Annotated in this window: 22 protein-coding genes; 11 read left to right on the top strand and 11 right to left on the bottom strand. The window is 41.1% G+C overall.

The features are described 5' to 3' along the window. Positions 1 to 33 precede the first annotated feature (33 nt). The gene (locus ABJE44_RS18985) at positions 34 to 1,740 is read right to left on the bottom strand and encodes an IgGFc-binding protein (RefSeq protein WP_348110938.1); all 1,707 of its coding nucleotides are present in this window, start codon (positions 1,738 to 1,740) and stop codon (positions 34 to 36) included. A gap of 297 nt (positions 1,741 to 2,037) precedes the next feature. Between ABJE44_RS18985 and ABJE44_RS18980 the strand changes: the two genes are divergently transcribed. After that, complete coding sequence (locus tag ABJE44_RS18980) at positions 2,038 to 2,532, top strand: DUF3750 domain-containing protein (RefSeq protein ID WP_348111087.1); 495 nt, start codon at positions 2,038 to 2,040, stop codon at positions 2,530 to 2,532. Here ABJE44_RS18980 and ABJE44_RS18975 read toward each other — a convergent pair. The 5 genes from ABJE44_RS18975 to ABJE44_RS18955 form a co-directional block, all read right to left on the bottom strand. Beyond that, positions 2,529 to 2,750 carry a hypothetical protein gene (locus tag ABJE44_RS18975; protein ID WP_348110939.1) on the bottom strand — a complete coding sequence of 74 codons (222 nt, stop codon included), beginning with the start codon at positions 2,748 to 2,750 and terminating at the stop codon, positions 2,529 to 2,531. The two genes, ABJE44_RS18980 and ABJE44_RS18975, sit on opposite strands and share 4 nt — an antisense overlap. 186 nt (positions 2,751 to 2,936) lie before the next feature. Continuing rightward, positions 2,937 to 3,875 (bottom strand): EamA family transporter, encoded by a 939-nt coding sequence (locus tag ABJE44_RS18970; RefSeq protein ID WP_348110940.1) that lies wholly within the window; start codon positions 3,873 to 3,875, stop codon positions 2,937 to 2,939. 152 nt (positions 3,876 to 4,027) lie between these two features. Next, on the bottom strand, positions 4,028 to 4,735 hold the full coding sequence (locus ABJE44_RS18965) for an AraC family transcriptional regulator (protein ID WP_348110941.1): 708 nt from the start codon (positions 4,733 to 4,735) through the stop codon (positions 4,028 to 4,030). A 71-nt stretch (positions 4,736 to 4,806) separates the two neighbouring features. Further along, on the bottom strand, positions 4,807 to 5,586 hold the full coding sequence (gene map / locus ABJE44_RS18960) for a type I methionyl aminopeptidase (RefSeq protein ID WP_348110942.1): 780 nt from the start codon (positions 5,584 to 5,586) through the stop codon (positions 4,807 to 4,809). Then, positions 5,579 to 5,785, bottom strand: coding sequence for a ParD-like family protein (locus ABJE44_RS18955; RefSeq protein ID WP_348111088.1), 207 nt, complete (start codon positions 5,783 to 5,785; stop codon positions 5,579 to 5,581). Before ABJE44_RS18955 ends, map begins: the two co-directional genes overlap by 8 nt. Before the next feature lie 208 nt (positions 5,786 to 5,993). Here ABJE44_RS18955 and ABJE44_RS18950 point away from each other — a divergent pair, with 208 nt between their 5' ends. From ABJE44_RS18950 to ABJE44_RS18905, 10 genes are all read left to right on the top strand, one after another. Then, positions 5,994 to 6,692, top strand: a complete 699-nt coding sequence (locus ABJE44_RS18950) for a spondin domain-containing protein (RefSeq protein ID WP_348110943.1) — start codon at positions 5,994 to 5,996, stop codon at positions 6,690 to 6,692. 10 nt (positions 6,693 to 6,702) lie between these two features. After that, positions 6,703 to 7,443 (top strand): spondin domain-containing protein, encoded by a 741-nt coding sequence (locus tag ABJE44_RS18945; protein ID WP_348110944.1) that lies wholly within the window; start codon positions 6,703 to 6,705, stop codon positions 7,441 to 7,443. Positions 7,444 to 7,531: 88 nt separating this feature from the next. Continuing rightward, entirely contained in the window at positions 7,532 to 8,266 is a 735-nt protein-coding gene (locus tag ABJE44_RS18940; RefSeq protein ID WP_133469877.1) for a response regulator transcription factor, read from the top strand. Between the two features lie 74 nt (positions 8,267 to 8,340). Beyond that, complete coding sequence (locus ABJE44_RS18935; RefSeq protein ID WP_348110945.1) at positions 8,341 to 8,538, top strand: DUF2065 domain-containing protein; 198 nt, start codon at positions 8,341 to 8,343, stop codon at positions 8,536 to 8,538. Positions 8,539 to 8,657: 119 nt separating this feature from the next. Then, on the top strand, positions 8,658 to 9,956 hold the full coding sequence (locus ABJE44_RS18930) for an adenylosuccinate synthase (RefSeq protein WP_348110946.1): 1,299 nt from the start codon (positions 8,658 to 8,660) through the stop codon (positions 9,954 to 9,956). 136 nt (positions 9,957 to 10,092) lie between these two features. Next, positions 10,093 to 11,130: an energy transducer TonB gene (locus ABJE44_RS18925; protein WP_348110947.1), complete on the top strand. Its 1,038-nt coding sequence runs from the start codon at positions 10,093 to 10,095 to the stop codon at positions 11,128 to 11,130. 104 nt (positions 11,131 to 11,234) lie between these two features. Continuing rightward, entirely contained in the window at positions 11,235 to 12,644 is a 1,410-nt protein-coding gene (locus ABJE44_RS18920; RefSeq protein ID WP_348110948.1) for an aldehyde dehydrogenase family protein, read from the top strand. Between the two features lie 8 nt (positions 12,645 to 12,652). Then, a complete protein-coding gene (locus ABJE44_RS18915; protein ID WP_348110949.1) occupies positions 12,653 to 13,072 on the top strand; it encodes a VOC family protein in 420 nt (139 codons plus the stop codon). 163 nt (positions 13,073 to 13,235) lie between these two features. Beyond that, positions 13,236 to 13,703 (top strand): Dps family protein, encoded by a 468-nt coding sequence (locus ABJE44_RS18910; protein ID WP_348110950.1) that lies wholly within the window; start codon positions 13,236 to 13,238, stop codon positions 13,701 to 13,703. 25 nt (positions 13,704 to 13,728) lie between these two features. After that, positions 13,729 to 14,700 (top strand): hypothetical protein, encoded by a 972-nt coding sequence (locus ABJE44_RS18905; RefSeq protein ID WP_348110951.1) that lies wholly within the window; start codon positions 13,729 to 13,731, stop codon positions 14,698 to 14,700. A gap of 13 nt (positions 14,701 to 14,713) precedes the next feature. On the opposite strand, the gene ABJE44_RS18900 is transcribed toward ABJE44_RS18905, so the two are convergent. The 5 genes from ABJE44_RS18900 to ABJE44_RS18880 all read right to left on the bottom strand — a co-directional run bounded on the left by ABJE44_RS18900 (position 14,714) and on the right by ABJE44_RS18880 (position 20,040). After that, the gene (locus tag ABJE44_RS18900; protein WP_348110952.1) at positions 14,714 to 15,361 is read right to left on the bottom strand and encodes a YitT family protein; all 648 of its coding nucleotides are present in this window, start codon (positions 15,359 to 15,361) and stop codon (positions 14,714 to 14,716) included. Positions 15,362 to 15,579: 218 nt separating this feature from the next. Next, positions 15,580 to 16,356: a transcriptional repressor AgaR gene (agaR, locus tag ABJE44_RS18895; RefSeq protein WP_133469868.1), complete on the bottom strand. Its 777-nt coding sequence runs from the start codon at positions 16,354 to 16,356 to the stop codon at positions 15,580 to 15,582. Positions 16,357 to 16,477: 121 nt separating this feature from the next. Continuing rightward, positions 16,478 to 16,975, bottom strand: coding sequence for a TlpA disulfide reductase family protein (locus ABJE44_RS18890; protein ID WP_348110953.1), 498 nt, complete (start codon positions 16,973 to 16,975; stop codon positions 16,478 to 16,480). Between the two features lie 19 nt (positions 16,976 to 16,994). Further along, a complete protein-coding gene (locus ABJE44_RS18885; RefSeq protein ID WP_348110954.1) occupies positions 16,995 to 19,112 on the bottom strand; it encodes a glycoside hydrolase family 36 protein in 2,118 nt (705 codons plus the stop codon). 28 nt (positions 19,113 to 19,140) lie between these two features. Then, entirely contained in the window at positions 19,141 to 20,040 is a 900-nt protein-coding gene (locus tag ABJE44_RS18880) for a DMT family transporter (protein ID WP_348110956.1), read from the bottom strand. Positions 20,041 to 20,092: the final 52 nt, after the last annotated feature.

Raw genomic sequence — 20,092 nt, 5'->3', positions numbered from 1 at the left:
TTTACCTCTATATTGCTCCATGTACTTAAAGGGTTACGAATAATGAAAGTGAAGCTTTTTGCGTCTTACTCGACAAAAAAGTGAGAAAACACCCAATATCCCAATTATACCAAAGGCACCACCGCCACCTTTTGAGGTGACAGTGTCACCTGTGAGATCAATTACTTCTTCAACCACTTCTTCTTCAATAACTTCTTCGACAATAGTCTGTTCAATAGTATCTGAAACAGTTTCATTTCCGACAGTTGCTGTTACAACATACTCGCCAGGGTTTGTGCCCGCTTCAATACAATATTCAGCAACACCTTGAGTATCTGTTCTATCACTGCCGTTTAATAAATCAATTAAAAAATCAACGCGAATATCTTCTAGTGGTAGTTCATCAACATCACTCACAAGTACAGAAAAACATGCCAGATCATCTACTATTTCATAATCTTCAAACAATTCGATACTTGCTACTGACGCTACACTTGATAAAGATAACCCACCGGAATACCCGTAAGAATCATACGAGTCGTAACCGTACGCATAAACACCCGCAACAGCGCCAGTTAAAGTGTGACTACCTAACTCAACGTCGATTTGTACGTAGGAATATTCACTAGAAAATATCTGAGTGAAATAACTAGGATCTAGCATAGTTAAATCTAGAGATAGGGCAGATATTGAGTCGGTTCTTACCACTATATTCAGGTAATTTGCGCGAAATCCTTCAGTTGGTGTGGAGAAGGTGTACTCATCAAGAAATTGTTCGAATGGTGGAATTAACATCATGAAGGGGTCAGATGTTACGTCATCAAACGTTGAGCCATTTGAATATTGAGACACAAGTATGGGATTACTCGAAGTAACATAAGTTGCATCTAGTAAAATAGTTTCAAAATACTCACCGCTATCTATAGTTGCCACAAGTTCATCGTTAATTGTAATTTCGGTATTGTCTAAATTGGCGAAAAACCTAAAGGTATCACCACTTAATCTTTCAGCTAAAGGTACTGTGAAAAACTGCGAACCCCAAGAATTGGTGGGTGGTAACTGCTCTAAAATATGATCACAAGCTAGGGTTGATAAATCGGGAATATTGGCACATTGGTGGCCGGCAAAAACGGCAATTGGGTAATCTGCAGAAATAACCGTTCCTGTAACATCATCATTTTCCTGTGAGCTATGTTGATAGGTTTCTCCTGCGTTAAGAGTAATCTGAGTATCTGCGGAGGTTGTATCTAGATGTGATGCAGTAATATCAATTGTCGTGTTATCTTCTGTCGCGACAATTAAATACTCAGAAGCACCCACTACGCCAGTATCCCAAGCAAGAACAGCATAGTCAGTCCCTATAACATCTGTAGGCAGGCCTAGGTAGGCATCTGTAGATTCTGGATATCGAGACAACCCATATGCAGAAAATTCGACAACAGATGATAGTTTAATACCTGTCTGTTGAGCGGTATCAAACTCCAAGGTTTCTAAGCCTGAAGGAAGCGTGTACTTAGTCGCGATGTTTGCAGCTATCATTACTGAGTCCGTAAATGCTAACCCAGGTATTTCAACAATTATCTCTGCATCTTCAGATGAGCTAATAAAAAAAGATAATTCAGGGGATGCGAGATTCGTTGAGCTTTCAGGAAAGGCTAACCAAAATTCAGTGCCCTTAGAGTCTAAATATTGCGCATAAGTAAAGTGTGAGGTAAAAATAAAAAACAATAAAAACAGGTGGAGTTTGATTCGCTTAAACATTATAAGTCATCCTTAACAATTAAATTTATGGTGTAGTTCAATCCGTGAGTGGCGGTTTTTTAACCAAAACCTGTATATAAGAGTACCAAGATTAAGGTCTTAATCAATTAAATAAATATGAATTTTTATAATTGGCCATATTACTAGACGTGTTAATAACTTAGGTTGAAATATAGTTTGGTATCACAGGGTCATGTGTTGACACGAAGTCAAATAAAGTCGAAATCCTTCTGAACCATTTTAGTCTACATAGGATTAATTGTGAGAAAAATAGCCATTATTACCGTGCTGATTGGAATGTTAGCTGCTTGTTCAAACACCAATTGGAGAGAAGCCAGTCGTGAGCCTGCAGGTTTGGCAGTAAACCCTGCCATCACCAAAGACGCCGTGATTGAATTTTATGCTGCAGACGCATTTAGCTGGCGCGGCTGGTTTGCAGTGCATACGTGGATTGCCGTTAAACCTGAAGATGCTGCTGAATATACAGTGTATGAAGTCGTAGGTTGGCGAGTAAAACGTGGCCTACCTGCCCTAAAGCAATATCAAACCACAACGCCAGACCGCTATTGGTACGGTGCTAGGCCCGATAAAGTGTTATCTATTCACGGAGCTAAAGCTAAACAGTTGATACCCGAAGTCACCGCAGCGATAAATCGTTACCCATGGGCGAATGAATATACGCTATTTCCTGGCCCAAATAGTAATACCTTCCCACAGTGGGTGGGGTTGCAAGTACCTGAACTTGAATTAGAACTACCCTTTAGAGCCATAGGTAGTGGTTATGCTGATTAGGCACTTGCTTTTGTGCCTTTAACGTAAAAAATAACTACACTCACAAGCCCTACCAAACCTATTAATGTTAGACATGCAGCCATAAAAGTTACCATCATGCTTTGAGCATCAAAGTTACTCAAAAAAAGCACACCTAATATCAAAGATGCAAGTGATAAAAGCACAGATAATAGCTGTATTATTTTGGTGCCAATACTCTCTATTTTTTTTTCATCCATCAAGATCCTCTCTTTTTTATTATTGGCTTATTACTTTGGGCTTAGATACCTTCAACATATACCTTAACAGTATCTTTGAGAGTCAGCTCAATGGATGTAAGTCGGTACTTGTTAAGAAGCCTAGCGAATGCATATGTCGCGGCGATACCTTGTGCGTGTAACGCATGCCCATTATGTGCAGCGCATCTAAACAGCCTGTCTACCGCCTAGCTTTATTGGGACTCTCACGATTTGCAACGCTAAACACACTAGAATTAGTACCATACCCAACCAGCCCCAGCTATTAAATTTCTCACCCACCACTATTACCGCCAGCAAGGTGGCTAACACCGGCTCTAACAAAGTGAGCAAGGTCGCTTTACTGGCTTCAATATGCCTTAAGCCATAACCAAATAATAAGTAGCCAATGAACATAGGGACCACAGCCATGTAAATAGATACGACTGTGTTTGTTGGGGTGGCGAACAAATTGTCACCTGTAATGAATAACGAAGGCAACAATAACACTGAGGCAAAGCCAAACATACTCGCCATAGAGGCGTTTGAGCTAATGCCTTGGTCAATCATTTGTTTGCCAGCCCATGCATACACGGCATAGGCTAATCCTGCGATAAGCCCCAAAATCACCCCAAAGTGGGTGGCACTTAGCCTTAAATATTCGGTGTTGTTGATAAGCGTTTGCTGCCCATGTGATTGCTTGCCCATAGCGATTAAAGCAACGCCTAGCACACCAAACGCAAAGCTAACCATCCAGCGTAATGAAATGATTTTTTTGTTAATAAGACGCTCAAATACTATTGAGAAAAAAGGTGCTGATGCTAAAGACACCATAGTACCTATTGCTACACCGGCGAGTTTCATTGAACTGTAAAACGCTAGGGGATAGATAGCGATAGATATGCCTCCAAGTACTAATAGAACGGGTACTTTAATGAGTTTAACTCGCTCTTTTAGTACCGTTTTAAAAGCGGTTATCAACAGCAATAAACCGGCGGCACCCATGGCAAAAGCGCCTATGGCTAGAGGATTAATGCTAGGAGCAAAGTTGGCTGCTGTGCCTGTGGTTGCCCATAAAGAACAGGCAATTATGATACAGATAACCGCGCCTGTGGCGTTATTTCTCAAGGTTCACTTCCTATATTTACAATACTCTAGAACTTTTAAAGCCCTAATATTTAGTGTGACTAGTTTACCTATACTGCTAGCAAGAAATATTGCAGTTAAGACGCTTTTGAGTGCCAGCCAGACGCAATTATGTGAAGTTTTTAAGGATGTGATTAATTAGATATTTTAGAAGGGGGCAAGCCAAAGTGCTGAGTAAAGCGGCGGCTAAAAGCGGTGTAGTCTGAATAACCCACTTGCTCGGCAATGATATGGGGGGGAGAATCTGTGTGAATAAGTAGCGCTTGGGCTTTTTCCATACGCAGTTTAATGACATGTTGCATGGGGGGGATCCCTAGCTGTGCTTTGAATAGCTTTTTGAATTGAGTTGGGCTTAAACAGGCTATTTGAGCGAGGGCTTCTATAGGCATAACGTCACTGATGTGTGTGTCTATATGTTCAATAACGTTTTGCAGTCGTTGATCTATCTGTTTAACCTGACGCTGTTCGCCCAATAAAGCAAATAGGGTGTTGAAACACATTTGTTCTAACTCTTTGTTCACTTGGTGTTGTAGCTGTGATTCTACAAAGCTTAAAAAATGCAATAAAGGCGCATTAATAGCAAATACGCTAGATTGGTCTGTGGCGATATTTTTAGGTAACTCAGTTAAATCGGCGACCACAAACCTAGCTTGGGTTTCGGCGGTGAATTGATGCAGGCTCAGTGCAGTTATTACCACACACTCGCCCGGTGCTACTTTGCCTTTATACTTATCAATTTCAAGATGTATTACCCCCCGTAGAGGTAATACAACCTGATGAAAACCGTGACTATGTTTGACTTTTTGTCGGCTGTAAGAGCGTATTGATAATGTGTTCTGCATACGTACTTTTCAGTTGGTAGCTAAGTGGCTATCAAAAATAAACCAGCTTAAAAATAAAAGCCAGTTCAAGCTTATAGTGGTGATGTTTCTTCTTGCCGTAGGGTGAGTACTTCATACCCAGATTCGGTAACGAGAATAGTATGTTCCCATTGTGCTGATAGTTTTTTGTCACGGGTAATAACTGTCCAGCCGTCTTTCTTCTGCTTAGTACGATACGACCCCTGATTAATCATCGGCTCTATGGTAAATATCATGCCTGCTCGTAAGGCTAAACCGGTATGAGGTGTACCAAAGTGCAGAATTTGTGGATCTTCATGCATGTCTTTACCAATGCCATGGCCGCAATATTCACGTACTACGCTAAAACCGTGTTTTTCGGCATAAACCTGAATCGCATGGCCGATATCACCTGTGGTGGCGCCTGGTTTTACACACTTAATGCCTTGCCACATGGCATCGTAGGTTACATCTACTAATTTCTGAGCCAGAGGTAAAACCTCACCTATAGTGTACATTTTGCTGCTGTCTGCTATATAGCCATTTTTTTCTAGGGTAATATCGATATTAACAATATCTCGTTCTTTTAACTTTTTGACTGGTGAAGGTACGCCATGGCAAACCACTTCGTTGATTGATGAGTTTAGAACGTATTGATAGCCGTATTGCCCTTTACTTGCAGGCCTAGATTGCAAAGTATTAACTATATAGTCTTCCACAAAATCATTAATTTCCATGGTGGAAATTCCTGCTTTTATAAATTCATCTAATGCCCTAAATACTCGAGCTAATAACGTTCCCGATTCGCGCATTAAGGTGATTTGCTGTGGAGATTTAATTAATAGGTTACTCATTAACTAGCTTCACTGAGGTGACATTTTGAGTTTTCATTTCACGGCGCAGGATTTCTTCATAGGTTAAGGTTGGGTTTTGCTCCGCTAACCTACCTATTTTAAGCCAGAATTCTGCTTGAGAGTTGATAGAGCGTTCCATCACTGTGCTGTTTTTACGTACTTCTTCGTGAAGTTCGTTGGATATTTTTACGATGCCCATAATATCAATATATGTTTTGTAGTGATATGTATCATATCGTATGTTCATCGGTCATGCTACGGCATTAATCTTGTTTAATGCATATAGGTATTTTCGATAATTTACTTGCTTTAGAAATTTGTACTTTTTTCGTGATACTTTCGGGATACTTGTTTGTAACACTTCTCCTCGTTCTAACAACACATCATTCTTTAGCGAGGAAACATTAATGAAAACTTTACAAAAATTCTGTGCAGCCACTGCCTTAGCTGTGACTGCCCTACCAACAATGGCAGCCGATGTCACAGTTGAAATTCAAAACATTACTCAAGGGCTTTATTTTACGCCTATCGCAGCTGTTGCACACACGCCTGACACTAGTTTATTTGAAGTAGGTGAAATGGCCAGTGCAGAGATTCAAGAAATGGCAGAAGGTGGCAGTTTAGCTGGTATTACTACAGTAGCTACAGCAATAGGTGCTGACATGTTAGCTGAGCCTACTGCTGGACCTTTAGCGCCAACTGAAAAAGTTGCTGGGACCTTTATGACCACAGATGGCAACAGTGTACTATCTGTCGTTGCGATGATTTTACCTTCTAACGATGGTTTTATCGGTTTAGATAATTGGGAAATCCCAACCGAAGTAGGTACTTACACTATTTACTTAAATGCTTACGATGCGGGTACCGAAGCCAATGATGAGTTGATCGGTAGCGGTGAGCCAGGTATGCCGGGTATGCCAGCTCCACCTTTCTTAACACTAGGTACGGGTGGTTCGGGTGTAGCGTCTACAGAAGCTAATGCTACTGTACATATTCACCCAGGTAATATTGGTGATGACTCTTTAACAGATGGCGCTAGTGATGTTACTAACTCTATTCACCGTTGGTTAAACCCTGTTGCCAAAGTAACAGTAACCGTTAACTAAGGAGACTGTTATGTTAAATCAATTTAAGAATAAACCTTTTCGCTCAGCCTTACTATTAGCCTTACCCCTTGCTATTAGTGCCTGTAGCGATGATGTCAGAGAAGTCGAAGTACCGGTAGAAGTGATTGTGGAAGTGCCGGCACCTGAGCCTGTTCCTGTTGACGTAAGTTATGAAATTACCGTAACTAACTTGACTAAAGGACAGCCGGTTTCACCAATAGCAGCTGTGCTGCACGCTGATGATGATTCTATTTTTACTGTGGGCGAGGTTGCATCGGTTGAGCTAGAACAGTTAGCTGAAAGCGGTATGAGTGAAGGCATGTTAAGTTTAGGAATGACTTCTGCTTCAGGTACTGGCCCCATTTTGCCTGGTGAAAATGAGACAGTTACGATAACAATTCAAGATGTAACCGATGCAAATTTGTCAATAACCGCTATGTTGGGGAATACAAATGATGCGTTTACCGGTCTTAATGCTCTAGACTTAAGTACTCTAGAAGTGGGTGATACTTGGAGCGGAGTGGGTAGAGCTTATGATGCGGGTACTGAAGTAAATTCAGAGTCAGCAGAAACTGTTCCTGGTCCTGCTGCTGGTGGTGAAGGTTATAACCCTAATCGCACAGATACAGGTTATGTAGCCATGCATCCTGGTGTTGTTTCAAGTGATGACGGTTTATCAACATCTGTATTAACTGTTGACCATAAATTTGACAACCCAACTGTGAGTATAGTTGTAACGCGCACAGAATAAGGTATTGAGCTAACTAAAAACGCTCAATATTAAAGTATTGAGCGTTTTTTAGTTTTGACTCAAATAAAAAGTAGTAGGAGTGAATAATATGTCTGACACAGTGTTGTTAGTCGAAGATGACCGTGATATTGCAGAGCTAATAAGTGTTAATTTACAAGAGTTGGGGGTTGAAGTTAGCATTCAGGAAAATGGCGCTCAAGCATTAATGCTCGCGACACAAAATGATTACTCCTTGTTGATACTCGATGTAATGTTGCCAGGGGTGAGTGGCTTAGATATTTGCCGTCAAGTGCGTGATAAAAAGCCTTCACAAGCGATCATTATGTTGACTGCCAAAAGTTCTGAAACCGACAGGGTGTTAGGATTAGAGTTAGGGGCTGACGATTATATGACTAAACCATTCAGCGCCCGCGAATTGCAGGCAAGAGTGCGCTCGCAACTACGAAAAGTGCATGTGATGCAAAACGTAACTAGTCAGGCTACGCCAACTAGTGATGAAAAAATATTGACTATTGGTAACTTACAAATCAATCAGAAAAATCACCAAGTGGTACTGGCAGACAACACCTTAGAGTTGACTGCCACAGAGTTTGAATTATTGCATCATTTGGCGAGTCATCCTAATCAAGTATTCAATCGTAGCCAACTATTAGAAACGGTTTGGGGTTATCACCATAGCGGTTATGAGCATACTGTTAACTCTCATATCAACCGGTTACGCGCTAAAATAGAAGCCGATGCTACCTCACCACAAATCGTACAAACCGTATGGGGAGTGGGATATAAGTTTAATCCTGAAGGAGTGGTTGATAGTCATATTTGATAGAGTGATGCATTGGGCTTAATACATAGAATGGGTTAACCTGTGCCCTTCATTATTTTGCTGAGCACCATTTTATGAGTTACACCTTAACCGACACCCTACTAATAGCATTGGCTGCAGTGTTAGTGATTGAGGGTTTTGGGCCTATGTTATTTACTAAAAAATGGCAGCAATATTTATTGCAGATGTCATTGCAGCCCTCAAATCAGTTAAAAACTACAGGGAGAGTTTTAGTCACAATTGGCTTGGTAAGTTTGCTGTATCTCATTTAGCCCTTTTTTATCCAGTCATATTTCCGTTAAATTGATTATAAGCTGCACGATTTAGCTATTTAGCTGCTCAATGTTTTTTGGTAGAATCCTCGCCTAATTTTTCTGACCCATCCAATTCCATGGCTAAAAATGTTGTTGTACTCGGAACCCAATGGGGTGACGAGGGTAAAGGTAAGGTTGTTGATCTACTAACAGATCAGGCAACGTATGTAGTGCGTTATCAAGGAGGCCACAACGCGGGTCATACTTTGGTAATCGATGGCGAAAAAACAGTTCTACATTTAATCCCTTCTGGTATTTTGCGTGAAAACGTAACCTGCGTTATCGGAAATGGTGTAGTACTTAGCCCAGAAGCACTCCTTAAAGAAACCGCTATGCTCGAAGAGCGAGGTGTTCCCGTTAAAGAACGCTTACGTATCAGTGAAGCTTGCCCGTTAATTCTGCCGTACCATATCGAACTTGACGTTGCCCGTGAAAAAGCGCGCGGTAACAAAGCAATTGGTACAACAGGTCGCGGAATCGGTCCAGCCTACGAAGACAAAGTTTCTCGTCGTGGTTTACGTGTGGGTGACTTGTTTAATCCAGAAGATTTCGCTGTAAAACTTAAAGAGATACTTGAGTATCATAATTTTATGCTGACTAACTATTATAAAGTAGAGCCAGTAAGTTATGAGAAAGTTCTAGCAGATGCACTTGCAGTAGCCGATATTTTAAAAGCTATGGTAGTAGACGTAACAGACGTCTTAGACAAAGCCCGCGAGAGTGGCGACTGTATTATGTTTGAAGGTGCACAAGGTACTTTGCTAGATATTGATCATGGTACATATCCTTATGTAACATCTTCAAATACTACTGTGGGTGGCGTTGCCACCGGTGCTGGCTTTGGGCCGTTAAACCTTGATTACGTGTTGGGTATTGTTAAAGCCTATACTACGCGTGTTGGCTCTGGCCCTTTCCCAACTGAACTTGACTGTGAAGTTGGCCAACACCTTGGTGTTAAAGGTCACGAATTTGGTGCCACTACGGGCCGTAAGCGTCGTACCGGTTGGTTTGATGCTGTTGCCATGAAACGAGCCGTGCAAATTAACTCAATTACAGGCTTTTGTTTAACTAAGCTAGACGTACTTGATGGCCTTGAAAGCTTAAGTATCTGTACAGGTTACAAAGACAAGCAAGGTAACATCAGCGATGTACCACCTATGGCCGCAGACGGTTATGAGCTAATTGAACCTGTATATGAGTCAATGCCTGGCTGGAGTGAAAACTCGTTCGGTGTAACAGAGTATGATGAGCTACCTCAAGCGGCTAAGAATTATATTAAGCGCCTAGAAGAGTTGACAGGCGTGCCAATCGATATAATCTCTACTGGACCAGACAGAAACGAAACCATTGTATTACGTCACCCATTTGACGCATAAATAGTTTCTATTTTTTGTTTAAAAAGGGCTGCTATATGCAGCCTTTTTTGTGCCTGCAAATGAGAGTCATAGTATTGTAGATCTGTGATTACTTTGGTATTTTTTTATACCGTATTAAGACAAATAAGGATTGTATGTGAAATACCCACTTTTAGGTTTATTGGTTTTACCTCTTTTAAGTCAGGCAGAAAGCCCTGTAAAAGCCGAAATTTTTGATACGGTAATTGCGGCTGAGCCTATTGAACGAGTGCCTCCTAAATATCCAATGAATGCTGCAATGCTTAAGCAAGAAGGTTGGGTGCGAGTGAGCTTTGTGATTGGTGACGATGGCAAAGTGTTAGACCCGATAGTCACAGACTCTAGCGGCATTGCTAGTTTAGAAAAGGCAGCCTTGCGATCTGTTGAAAAGTGGCAATATAACCCAGCCACCCGAGATGGTGAAGCCATTGAGCAGTGTCAAACTCAAGTACAACTAGACTTTAAATTAGACAATAATAAAGATTCTGGCGTACGCCGAAAATTCCGTAACAAGTATGTGAAAATATCCAATGCTATTGCCGAGCAGGACTTTGTGAGTGCTGAGCTAGGTTTGCAGGAGTTTAAAGAAAATAAATTATGGAACCGAACTGAGAGTGCTTGGTATTGGTTGCTAGATGCAAATTTCGCGAATGCCACCAAAGATAGTCACCGTGAATTGGCATCTAGTTTTCGAGGAGTATTAAGTGGAGAGGATGCCTTAGGTACGCAAAACTATCAGTATCTTCAATCTCGCTTGTTTGTGCTACAACTACAAGATAATCAACTACTTGCAGCATTAGAAACCTATAAACATTTAGTTGAATCGAAAAATGGGGCTGAGGCTGCAAAACCTTTAGAGGTGTATGTGGCTAAAATTAAAGACGTGCTAACTGGCGAGCAACCCATTGCCCGACAGGCCACATTGCAAGGCAGTAGAAATTGGACCCATAAGTTAAGTCGCAATAGTTTTTCCATGACTAATGTAAATGGCCAGTTAGATGAAATGGAAATTCGCTGTGATAACAAACGCTCTCGTAGCACCATAGCTAATGATTTGACTTGGACGATCCCAGAAAGTTGGGGGCAATGTACTGTCTTTGTTAAAGGGGCAGAAAACAGTAGTTTCACCCTAGTAGAGCAAGCCAATCAAGTGTAATTGGGTGCTCAAACTTCCGTGGCTTTTCGTCAGTTGTAAATTTTATCTAGCTAACAATGTGGGTTAACATGGTTTCTTAAATGTACTAGAGACAAAAGTGAGCTATGTTAACCGACTTTCCTTCCGATAGATGCACCACCAACTTATCTCTTATAGGGCCTAAAGTTGAAGGCTTACGTGAGACGTTTGCTGCAGGCCATACAAAAAATATAGAGTGGCGTATAGCGCAGCTTGAGCAAATTAAAAAGCTGGTATTAGTGCATCAGGACGAAATTTTGGCCGCAATACAGAAAGACTTAGGCCGCTGCGACATGGAGTCATGGACGGCTGAATTAGGCGGTGTGGTCAGCGAGGTTGAGCATACAGTTAAACATCTAAAAAAATGGATGAAACCCCGCCATGTCTCTACACCCATTGTGGCGCAACCGGGTAAAAGTTATGTGCTACCTGAGCCTTTAGGTACAGTGCTAATAATCGGTGCTTGGAATTACCCACTATTGTTAGTATTGGGGCCTTTGATTGCAGCGATTTCTGCAGGAAATTGCGCACTGATAAAACCATCAGAACTGTCGCCGAATACTTCAGCTTTAATGGCGCAGCAAATTCCTAAGTATTTAGATCAACAAGCAGTGATTGTGGTTGAGGGGGCGGTAGATGAAACCTCTGAATTGCTGCAAAACCAATTCGATCACATTATTTACACTGGCGGAGAAGTGGTGGGCAAAATTGTGATGCGCGCTGCGGCTGAGTTTTTAACTCCTGTTACCCTTGAGCTTGGTGGTAAAAGTCCATGTATTGTTGATAGCAATACTGACCTTGAGGTAACCGCTTCACGAATTGTGTGGAGCAAGTTTATGAACGCGGGGCAAACCTGTGTGGCCCCAGATTATGTATTGGTAGAAAAGTCTTTTGCACCTCAATTAATTGAGGCTATAAAAGTAAAGATTGAAGCATTTTATAGCGCTAATATTGCTAAAAGTGATGATTATGGCCGAATCGTAAATGCTCGGCATTTTTCTCGTCTTATTACATACCTTGACGAGCAAAATATAGTCTTTGGCGGTGATAGCGATGCTGATTCAAGCTATATCCAACCCACCATTGTGCTTGACCCTGCTTTAAACAGTCCATTAATGGAGCAGGAAATTTTTGGCCCTATCTTGCCTATTATCACCCTTGAGAACATCCAACAAGCTGTGCCTTTTGTAAGCAAAAGAGCAAAGCCTTTATCTCTATATTTATATACAAAAAATAAGGATTTCGAGCAAACTGTGCTGCAGCAAACCAGTGCGGGTATGGTGGGGGTGAATGATGGTTTTATGTTTGCCACAAATCCTAATCTACCCTTTGGCGGTGTAGGAAACAGCGGTATGGGAGCCTATCATGGTAAAACAGGCTTCGATAATTTTAGTCATTTGAAAACAGTAATGAAGCGCAGTTTTTGGTTTGATGTGCCCCTTAGGTACCCGCCTTTCACATCGAAAAAATTTAAAATTCTTAAAAAATTACTTTAGGTATACATATGTCAGTTGCTCCTTTTCATTTGGCTATTCCTGTAACGAGTTTGCAAGATTCAGAAGCTTTCTACGGGGAATTGTTAGGCTGTTCCAAAGGTCGCAATTCCCCACAATGGATTGATTGGAATTTTTTTGGTCATCAACTGGTTACCCATTTAGTGGCTGAAATGCCTAGCTTACCCCAGCATAATTTAGTTGATAATCATGCCGTACCTGTGCCGCATTTTGGAGTGGTACTTGAGTGGCAAGATTGGCTAGTGTTAAGTGAAAAATTGCAGTCTGCCCTTGTGGAGTTCGTGATTAAACCCCATATAAGATTTAAAGGGCAGGTTGGCGAACAAGCCACCATGTTTTTCCTTGACCCCTGTGGAAACGCTCTAGAATTTAAGGCATTTCAAGATATTGAGCAATTATTTGCAAGCTGATGATCTCGCTTAATATGGAATACTCAGAGTATCTTCAGTCTTGGTTAGCTGGCATTTTTTGATTATTGATAGGTTTTATAGAATCTGAAGTTTAATTTTACTCAATGGTTAAAAGACTCCGCAAGGTCTATGCTTTTATCCAATCAAATAGGAGTACAAAATCATGAGTTCAATTAATATCGGTATTAACGAACAAGATAGAGAAGTCATAGCGCAAGGTTTAAAATGTTTGTTAGCTGATTCATATACCTTGTATCTTCAAACCCATAACTTTCATTGGAACGTAACAGGTGCACAGTTCAGAGAGCTTCACCTAATGTTTGAAGAGCATTACACCGAACTAGCCGTTGCTGTAGATGATATCGCAGAACGTATTCGTACCCTAGACGTGGCGGCACCCGGAACATATAAAGAGTTCGCTAAGTTGAGTTCAATTGCAGAGGTTGATGGTGTACCTTCTGGTACTGAAATGGTAAAAATCTTATTAGCTGGCCACGAAGCTGTAGTGAAGACGTGCCGTAAAGTGTTAGTGTCAGCTCAAGAAGCTGATGATGAGTCTTCTGCGGCGCTTGTCTCTGATAGAATGCGAATTCATGAGAAAACAGCTTGGATGCTAAGAGCGTTAAGCTAATCGACCTCACTTAACTTGCAGGATCTTGTTTATTCAAATTATAGATGATTCCTTAACCACATTAAAACGGCCAAAGCAGGTCAAGCTGCTTTGGCCGTTTTGGTTTTCAGGCTTTTTATTTCTTAGTGTGGCTAATAGTGCTGAGTTTTCTGGAAAACTCGATACGCAGATAAGGCTAGATGAACGTTCTGGTAAAGACTTGCGTTATCAATATCGTGTTCGGGCTTATCTGTCGTTGGTATTCGGTGAAAACAGCGATTGGAGTGTTAATGGCTTTGCGGTAACCGGTGATAGTTTTTCGTCTAGTCATAATACTTTCAACCATAGTGTCAGTGACAATTTGTATTTACGGCGGTTATTTTTACGCTACGCATCCAAAGATGGTAAAACTGAGCTAGGGGTTTTGCCTACCTATAAAGGTAGGGTTTCATCTACTGGGTTATCGAAAGATGGTTGGATTAAAGGCTTACGCCACGTGCAAAATGTGGCTCATGGGCAGTTTGAAATTGTGTTTGGTGAACTTAAAAATACCCAAGCTAGCTCAGCTTTACATTTAGCCAAAGACCTTAATTTTTTTGAATTAGAATACTCAGGAAATATTAACTCCCATTTTAGTTTTGAGGTAAGCGCAGAGCATCTATTGACTGATAATTTTGCGTCTGGTGAAGTGCGTTACCAAGCAGGCATAGGTGTAACCTACGCAACAGAGCTTATCCATAACGTCTCGTCTGACGGATTAAAATTGGTGCTTAGTGCAGCAAGTACTGTGGAGTTGTTTTCGCAACAGCTGGAGGTGTTTGGCTACTACAGCTATGTGTCTGAAAGCTTTGGAGCTAGAGCCGAACTCACCGAAGACTTTTTAGCCACGGGCCATGGCCTAGCTATAGAGGTTGAGTCTAGCTTAAATTTTGTACCTTTAGATTGGTTCGCTAAATTTGAAGTGCATGATGACAACACGCGGGCCCAATTGGGGATAAAATACGCCTTGAATTTCTAAGCCGTTTTAACGTCTAGGTCTGTGTCGCTGTGTCGGTTATTTTAGACTCGTTTTTAGGTTCAATGTAAGCCTGATAACGTCCCGGTTTATGATTAACGGCAACGAGTAGGTTTAAGGTTATTGCTCCAAAAATAGAGAGAATAACCAAGTCAAAGCTAAAAATAAAAATCGATGAAGATAAAATCAATGCATCTATCAACAACCCAAATTTACCTGCGCGAATATTGAATTTATTTTGCAGGTACAGCGCTAAAATTCCTAGGCCTCCTAAGCTAGATTTGTGTCTGAACATGATTAACACACCGACACCAATTAATATCCCGCCTACTATGCTAGAAAAGAGCGGCTCAATATCAGAAATAGTGATAAAAGAGCCCATTTTCTCTGTCATAACCGATACCACAGTCACTGATATAAAGGTGTTAATGGTGAAACGTTTACTTAAACGTGTCCATGCAATGTAGTAAAAGGGAATGTTCACTAGAAAAAATAACAGACCAAAACTAAGGCTAGTTAAGTGGGTACCTATGATTGCAATACCCGCAGTACCACCGGTAAGTAAGTTGTGTTTTTCAAATAAAACAATGCCAAAAGACACTAAAACTCCAGCACAAAACAATGCGATTAGATCTTCATAAAATCTGTGGCTTGGAAAATTCATGTGGGCATCCCTTCGTCTTTTCTTGAGTGGGTAACTTTGGCGCGGATTTTACACAAAGCGTTGTGGTTGAATAGCCTACCCCTAGAGATAGGTATAAGGATTTTTAGCGGAAGTGTATAACTTTCTTTACGAATTACTGGTTAATAGTGGCACTAGCGTGATTTTTAGTCTGAGAGCATTTAACCCTCTAAATGCTCCCTTATTGACGACTAACAAATTTAGATTTCTACAATGGTGACTTCTATTCCTAGTCGTCTCAAGCCATCTAAATAGTCTTGAGGGATATTTTGGTCTGTCACTATTCTTCTAACACCTGCGGGCTCTAAAATTTTATGCAGGCAAACTTGGCCAAACTTTGAAGAGTCAGTGACGACGATTACTTCACTTGCCACTCTGCACATAAGTTTATTAAGTAGAGCTTCCGCCTCAAAATGAGTGGTGATCCCTCGTTCCATATGGAAGCCATCTACCCCTAAAAATAGTTTATCTACATGTAGATCTCTTAAGGTGTTTTCTGCACAACTTCCAAAAAAAGACTGGCTCTTACGCCTAAGGGTGCCGCCTAATAACATGACATTAAGTTTTTCATGATGGGACAGTTCATTCAAAATGTTTAAGCCGTTAGTCACAATAGTTACATTTTCTTTATTGGCTAAGTGTGTGGCTATTTGTAGCGTAGTAGAACCTGAATCTAAAATGATAGAGTCACCATCTTTAACTAAGTCAGCCGCTACCGTTCCTATGCATGATTTTTCTTCAGCGTGTAAAGTTTGTTTATCATTGACGGTGACTTCAGTTTCGATAATACCGTTTTCTTTAAGCATCGCGCCACCGTATGAACGAGTGGCAATGCCTTGCTGTTCCAAGAACCTTAAATCTTTTCTGATGGTGACAGTTGATACGTTATATATACTAGCTAGGGCAGGCACTTGAACACTGCCTTTATCTTTGAGCATTTTAGATATTTCTACTCGTCTTTGGCTAGTATCGCGCATTAAATTTCCTTATGGTTCTTTCGGTGTTAAGTGTTTTGGTCGATATCATACCCACAATGAAACTTTTATTCAATAAAGGGTTTCACTTCGCTTGGCTGCCTTTCAACTTTATAGGTTTGAGTTACACTTCAGAAATTAATTTTTGTAAAACAGCTTCAATAAATGGCTTATGGTTGGGTTTAAATCCCCTATGTATAAGTCTTACCTTTCCTTTGGCATCAATGAATATACCGGTAGGCATGGCATTAACACCATAAGTTTTGTCAACTTCGGAGCCAAAGCCACTAAGATGCTCAAAAGATACTGGATATTGTTGCAAAAATGCTTCGGCGAGCTTAGGTTTTTCATCCAAGTTAATCGATACGATTTCAAACCCCTGTGCGTGGTAATTTTGATAAAGTTTAGACAGAATAGGGAATGAGGTTCGACAAGGGCCACACCAAGAGGCCCAAAAATCCAGATACACCACTTTTCCTGCAAAATCGCTTAGTTTAACAACATTTTCATTATGCATAGATGATAGCGAAAAATTGGGAGCGAGATCACCAACTTCCAACGCATTCACCTGCTTGCTTAGTCCTACACTAGTAAACAGTATTAATAAGATAGCTAACTTCATGGCCTTAATTCCTAATTATCTAGTGAGTGATGGGAATGAGTTCGAGTAGCAGATAATCATTAAACGCTACTTCTAACATTGCATTGGGCCCAGTGACTGTACCTAGATCTTGGTCATTGATGTAATCATAGACTTGATAGTGACCGGTTTGTAAACCGCGCAGTTCAATATCACCATTCCACTGTTTGGCATAAAACCCATAGTATAGGCGCTCACCTTTGGCGATAGCGTGAGCTTCTGGTAGGTCAAAACCAATATCGTAAAGCTCACCTAGATACTCACCTTTAGGCAGCATTTTTTCGTTGTACAAAGCAATCCATTTACCCCACTCTTGTTCTTGCTGGGTATTTAACAGAAAGGCTTCAGCAGCTTTGTTTCCTGAAGGAATAGTAAATTTCGTTCCTACTACTGCCCCTATACCTAATGACGAAGCAAAATCACTGGCGTTATCACTTAATTCGACATGGTCACCATAATAAGGGGCAGACTCTCCCATTAATCCTTTTAATGTTTTGCCCTTGAGCCGAACTTGCCAAGATGTCAGTGGGTCTGAGCTAACGGCTTGGTTCATGTAAGGTAAGTTATGAAACGCGTAAGAAGTGCCACATGGACATATTTCAACTACCGCTTGCTTGTCTATTTCAAGGGCCGTGTCGTACACCATTTTCCAAAATTCGGCTAATTTTTCTACAGATTCGTTTGGTGATGCATGATTGTGTTTAGGGTTATAACAAGGGGGAACCCCATTTAGGTGTTGGCCATCAATCTTTAACCCTGAATAACCCCAAGTTCCCATCATTTTCTTAACCAGTTCTTTGGTATATTCAATGGTGCCTTCATAGGCTGGGCAGAGGTAGAAGCTATTCCACCACGTCACATCATGCACTGCACCGTTTTCGTCAAGGAGTAGCATATCTGAATGTTCATGTAATAAGTCGGTACCTGGATCCACTGCTAATGGCGCCCACCATAACTTAGCTTTTAAACCTTGGTCGTTAATTTCTTTTACAAAGGCTTGCATATCTTTGTCGCCATTCGGAAACTTCTCTGGGTGTAAATACCAGTCACCTTCTGCTGTTTGCCAACCATCATCTAATACAGCCCACTTTAACCCCATTTCTTTGGCTTTAGGCAGAGTGGCCAGCACTTCGTCAACACTAAAATCTCGTTCGTAACCCCATGCACACCATATGGATTCGTAGGCTGAATCGGGAATGTCATCCATTTTTAAGCCTTTATCAGCCATAGTGTTTCGATAATTTTTGAGAGTGGCGTAGTAGTCGCCTTTGTGCACATTGACGAAGGTTTCAATTGTTTGAGTCGATTGTCCTGGAGCCAGCCGAACGGTTTGCTCTAGCTCTATGTGTAACTGCGCAGCGTGACTATTTTCTGGGTAGCTAACGGGAATCGCTACCAGTTTAGGGTTCACTTCACTATGACCTACAGCTAGCCCTATGTCTTTTCTCCATATATCCGAAATTGCTGTACCGCTACCATAATCTGAAGCATTCATGCCCATATAATTTTGTTGCGAAAAGCCAGGTTTTAAAGGCATAACCCAATCACGTCTGTCAGAGAATGAAGCCCCTTGGTATGACCAAAATGCAGCTTGTTGTGACGTATTATCTGAATCGCTAGTCAGTGCGTAGTGATTATTGACCCACTTTATAATTTTCATCGGTTGGTCTGAGGTGTTGTCATAAATCAGGCTGAAAAATAGCATCGAAGGATATGCATCGAAACGTCTTATTAAGATTGTTTTTCGTAACCCTAAAGTCGAATCCCCAAGTATAGTAACTTGCTTTCCTGGGCCTAGTTCAGTGTCAATGTCATGTTCAGAACGACTTATAAAAGCAAACTCACTGATGACCTTGCCCCCTTCCAAAATTACATATTCACTGGCTTGAAAATTGCCAAGCTTCTGCATGGTGCCATCTAGGTTAGAGATGACTCGGCTGTGTAAATTTTGGTCGAACTCAATGCTAATTAATTCGTTCGTGACTGTGTAAGTAGTTTGTGGCCTAGCGTGGTTTTTCTCTACTAATGATTGGCTGGTGTGAGTGCATCCAATTATGCTTAATGTCAGCAAACTGCTGAACAACAAAATTACCACATTCTTTTGCAGTGTCATCTTCATAATAACGTCCTATTGTAAAATTGAAAGATTAGTGCTTTTCAATTTTGTCTTTGTCTTCGGGTTCAATGGCGAGAATAACAGCGGCTATGATTGCCAAGGCAATACCTAGCATTTTTGCGTCTGAGGGAACGACACCCATTAATATAATGGCCAGCACTGCTGATATAAGGGGAGCACCCGCATTTGTTAGAGGCGACACTAAAATAGCTTTGCCGTGTCTAAACGCATAGACCAAGCAAAGTGCGCCAATCGAATTCAGTACTTGGATGCCTGCAGTGGTTAATAATACCGAGCCACTGGTGTTTATCTCTTGAGTGAAATCCGTCATGGCATATGCCACTGGGATAAGTGCTAGTGCGGTGATTGTCATGTAAAAGAAAATACTTTCAGCACTCATGCTTTCATTCGAGAATTTCATAAAGAATGCCTGTAATCCCCAAGCAGCCATCACAAATAAAGCTAAGGCAAACCACAGCAAACCTTGGCTCTGAGACTCTGCTGGCCCAGTCGAGTATTCAAATAAAGGTAAGGCTATGAGCGCTAACACTATACCAAATGCCCCAAGCTTTCCGGTGCGTTCCCTTAACAGCCCAAAAGATAAGGCAATGGTGATAATGGGAGAAAGAGAAACAATGGGAAATATTAAATAAGCAGGGCCTACATTGACGGCTTGAAATAACAACATCTGGCCACCGGAGCCAAGTAAGCCAATTGAGCATCCAAGTATCACTGAGCGTTTATCATAATCTAGTTTCCAAGCAATGAGCTTTAGAGCAATAAGGCAGGGGGGGATCATCGTTAGTGCCCATATTGAATAGACCAAAGTAGAAGGGATGGTTTCATCTGCGAACAAGCCTGTCATCGCCCCCCATAAACCCCAAGATAAGGTGGTGATCAAGGCAAATACTAGCCACTTTTTTGATTTCATTTTTTTCTCCATAACATGCTATTTATTATCCGTTAGAAAATATAAACATCGT

The organism is Paraglaciecola sp., assembly GCF_039942875.1.
GTDB lineage: Bacteria > Pseudomonadota > Gammaproteobacteria > Enterobacterales > Alteromonadaceae > Paraglaciecola.
The sequence above is the reverse complement of the archived record's forward strand: the minus strand, read 5'-3'. Positions and strand labels throughout refer to the sequence as shown.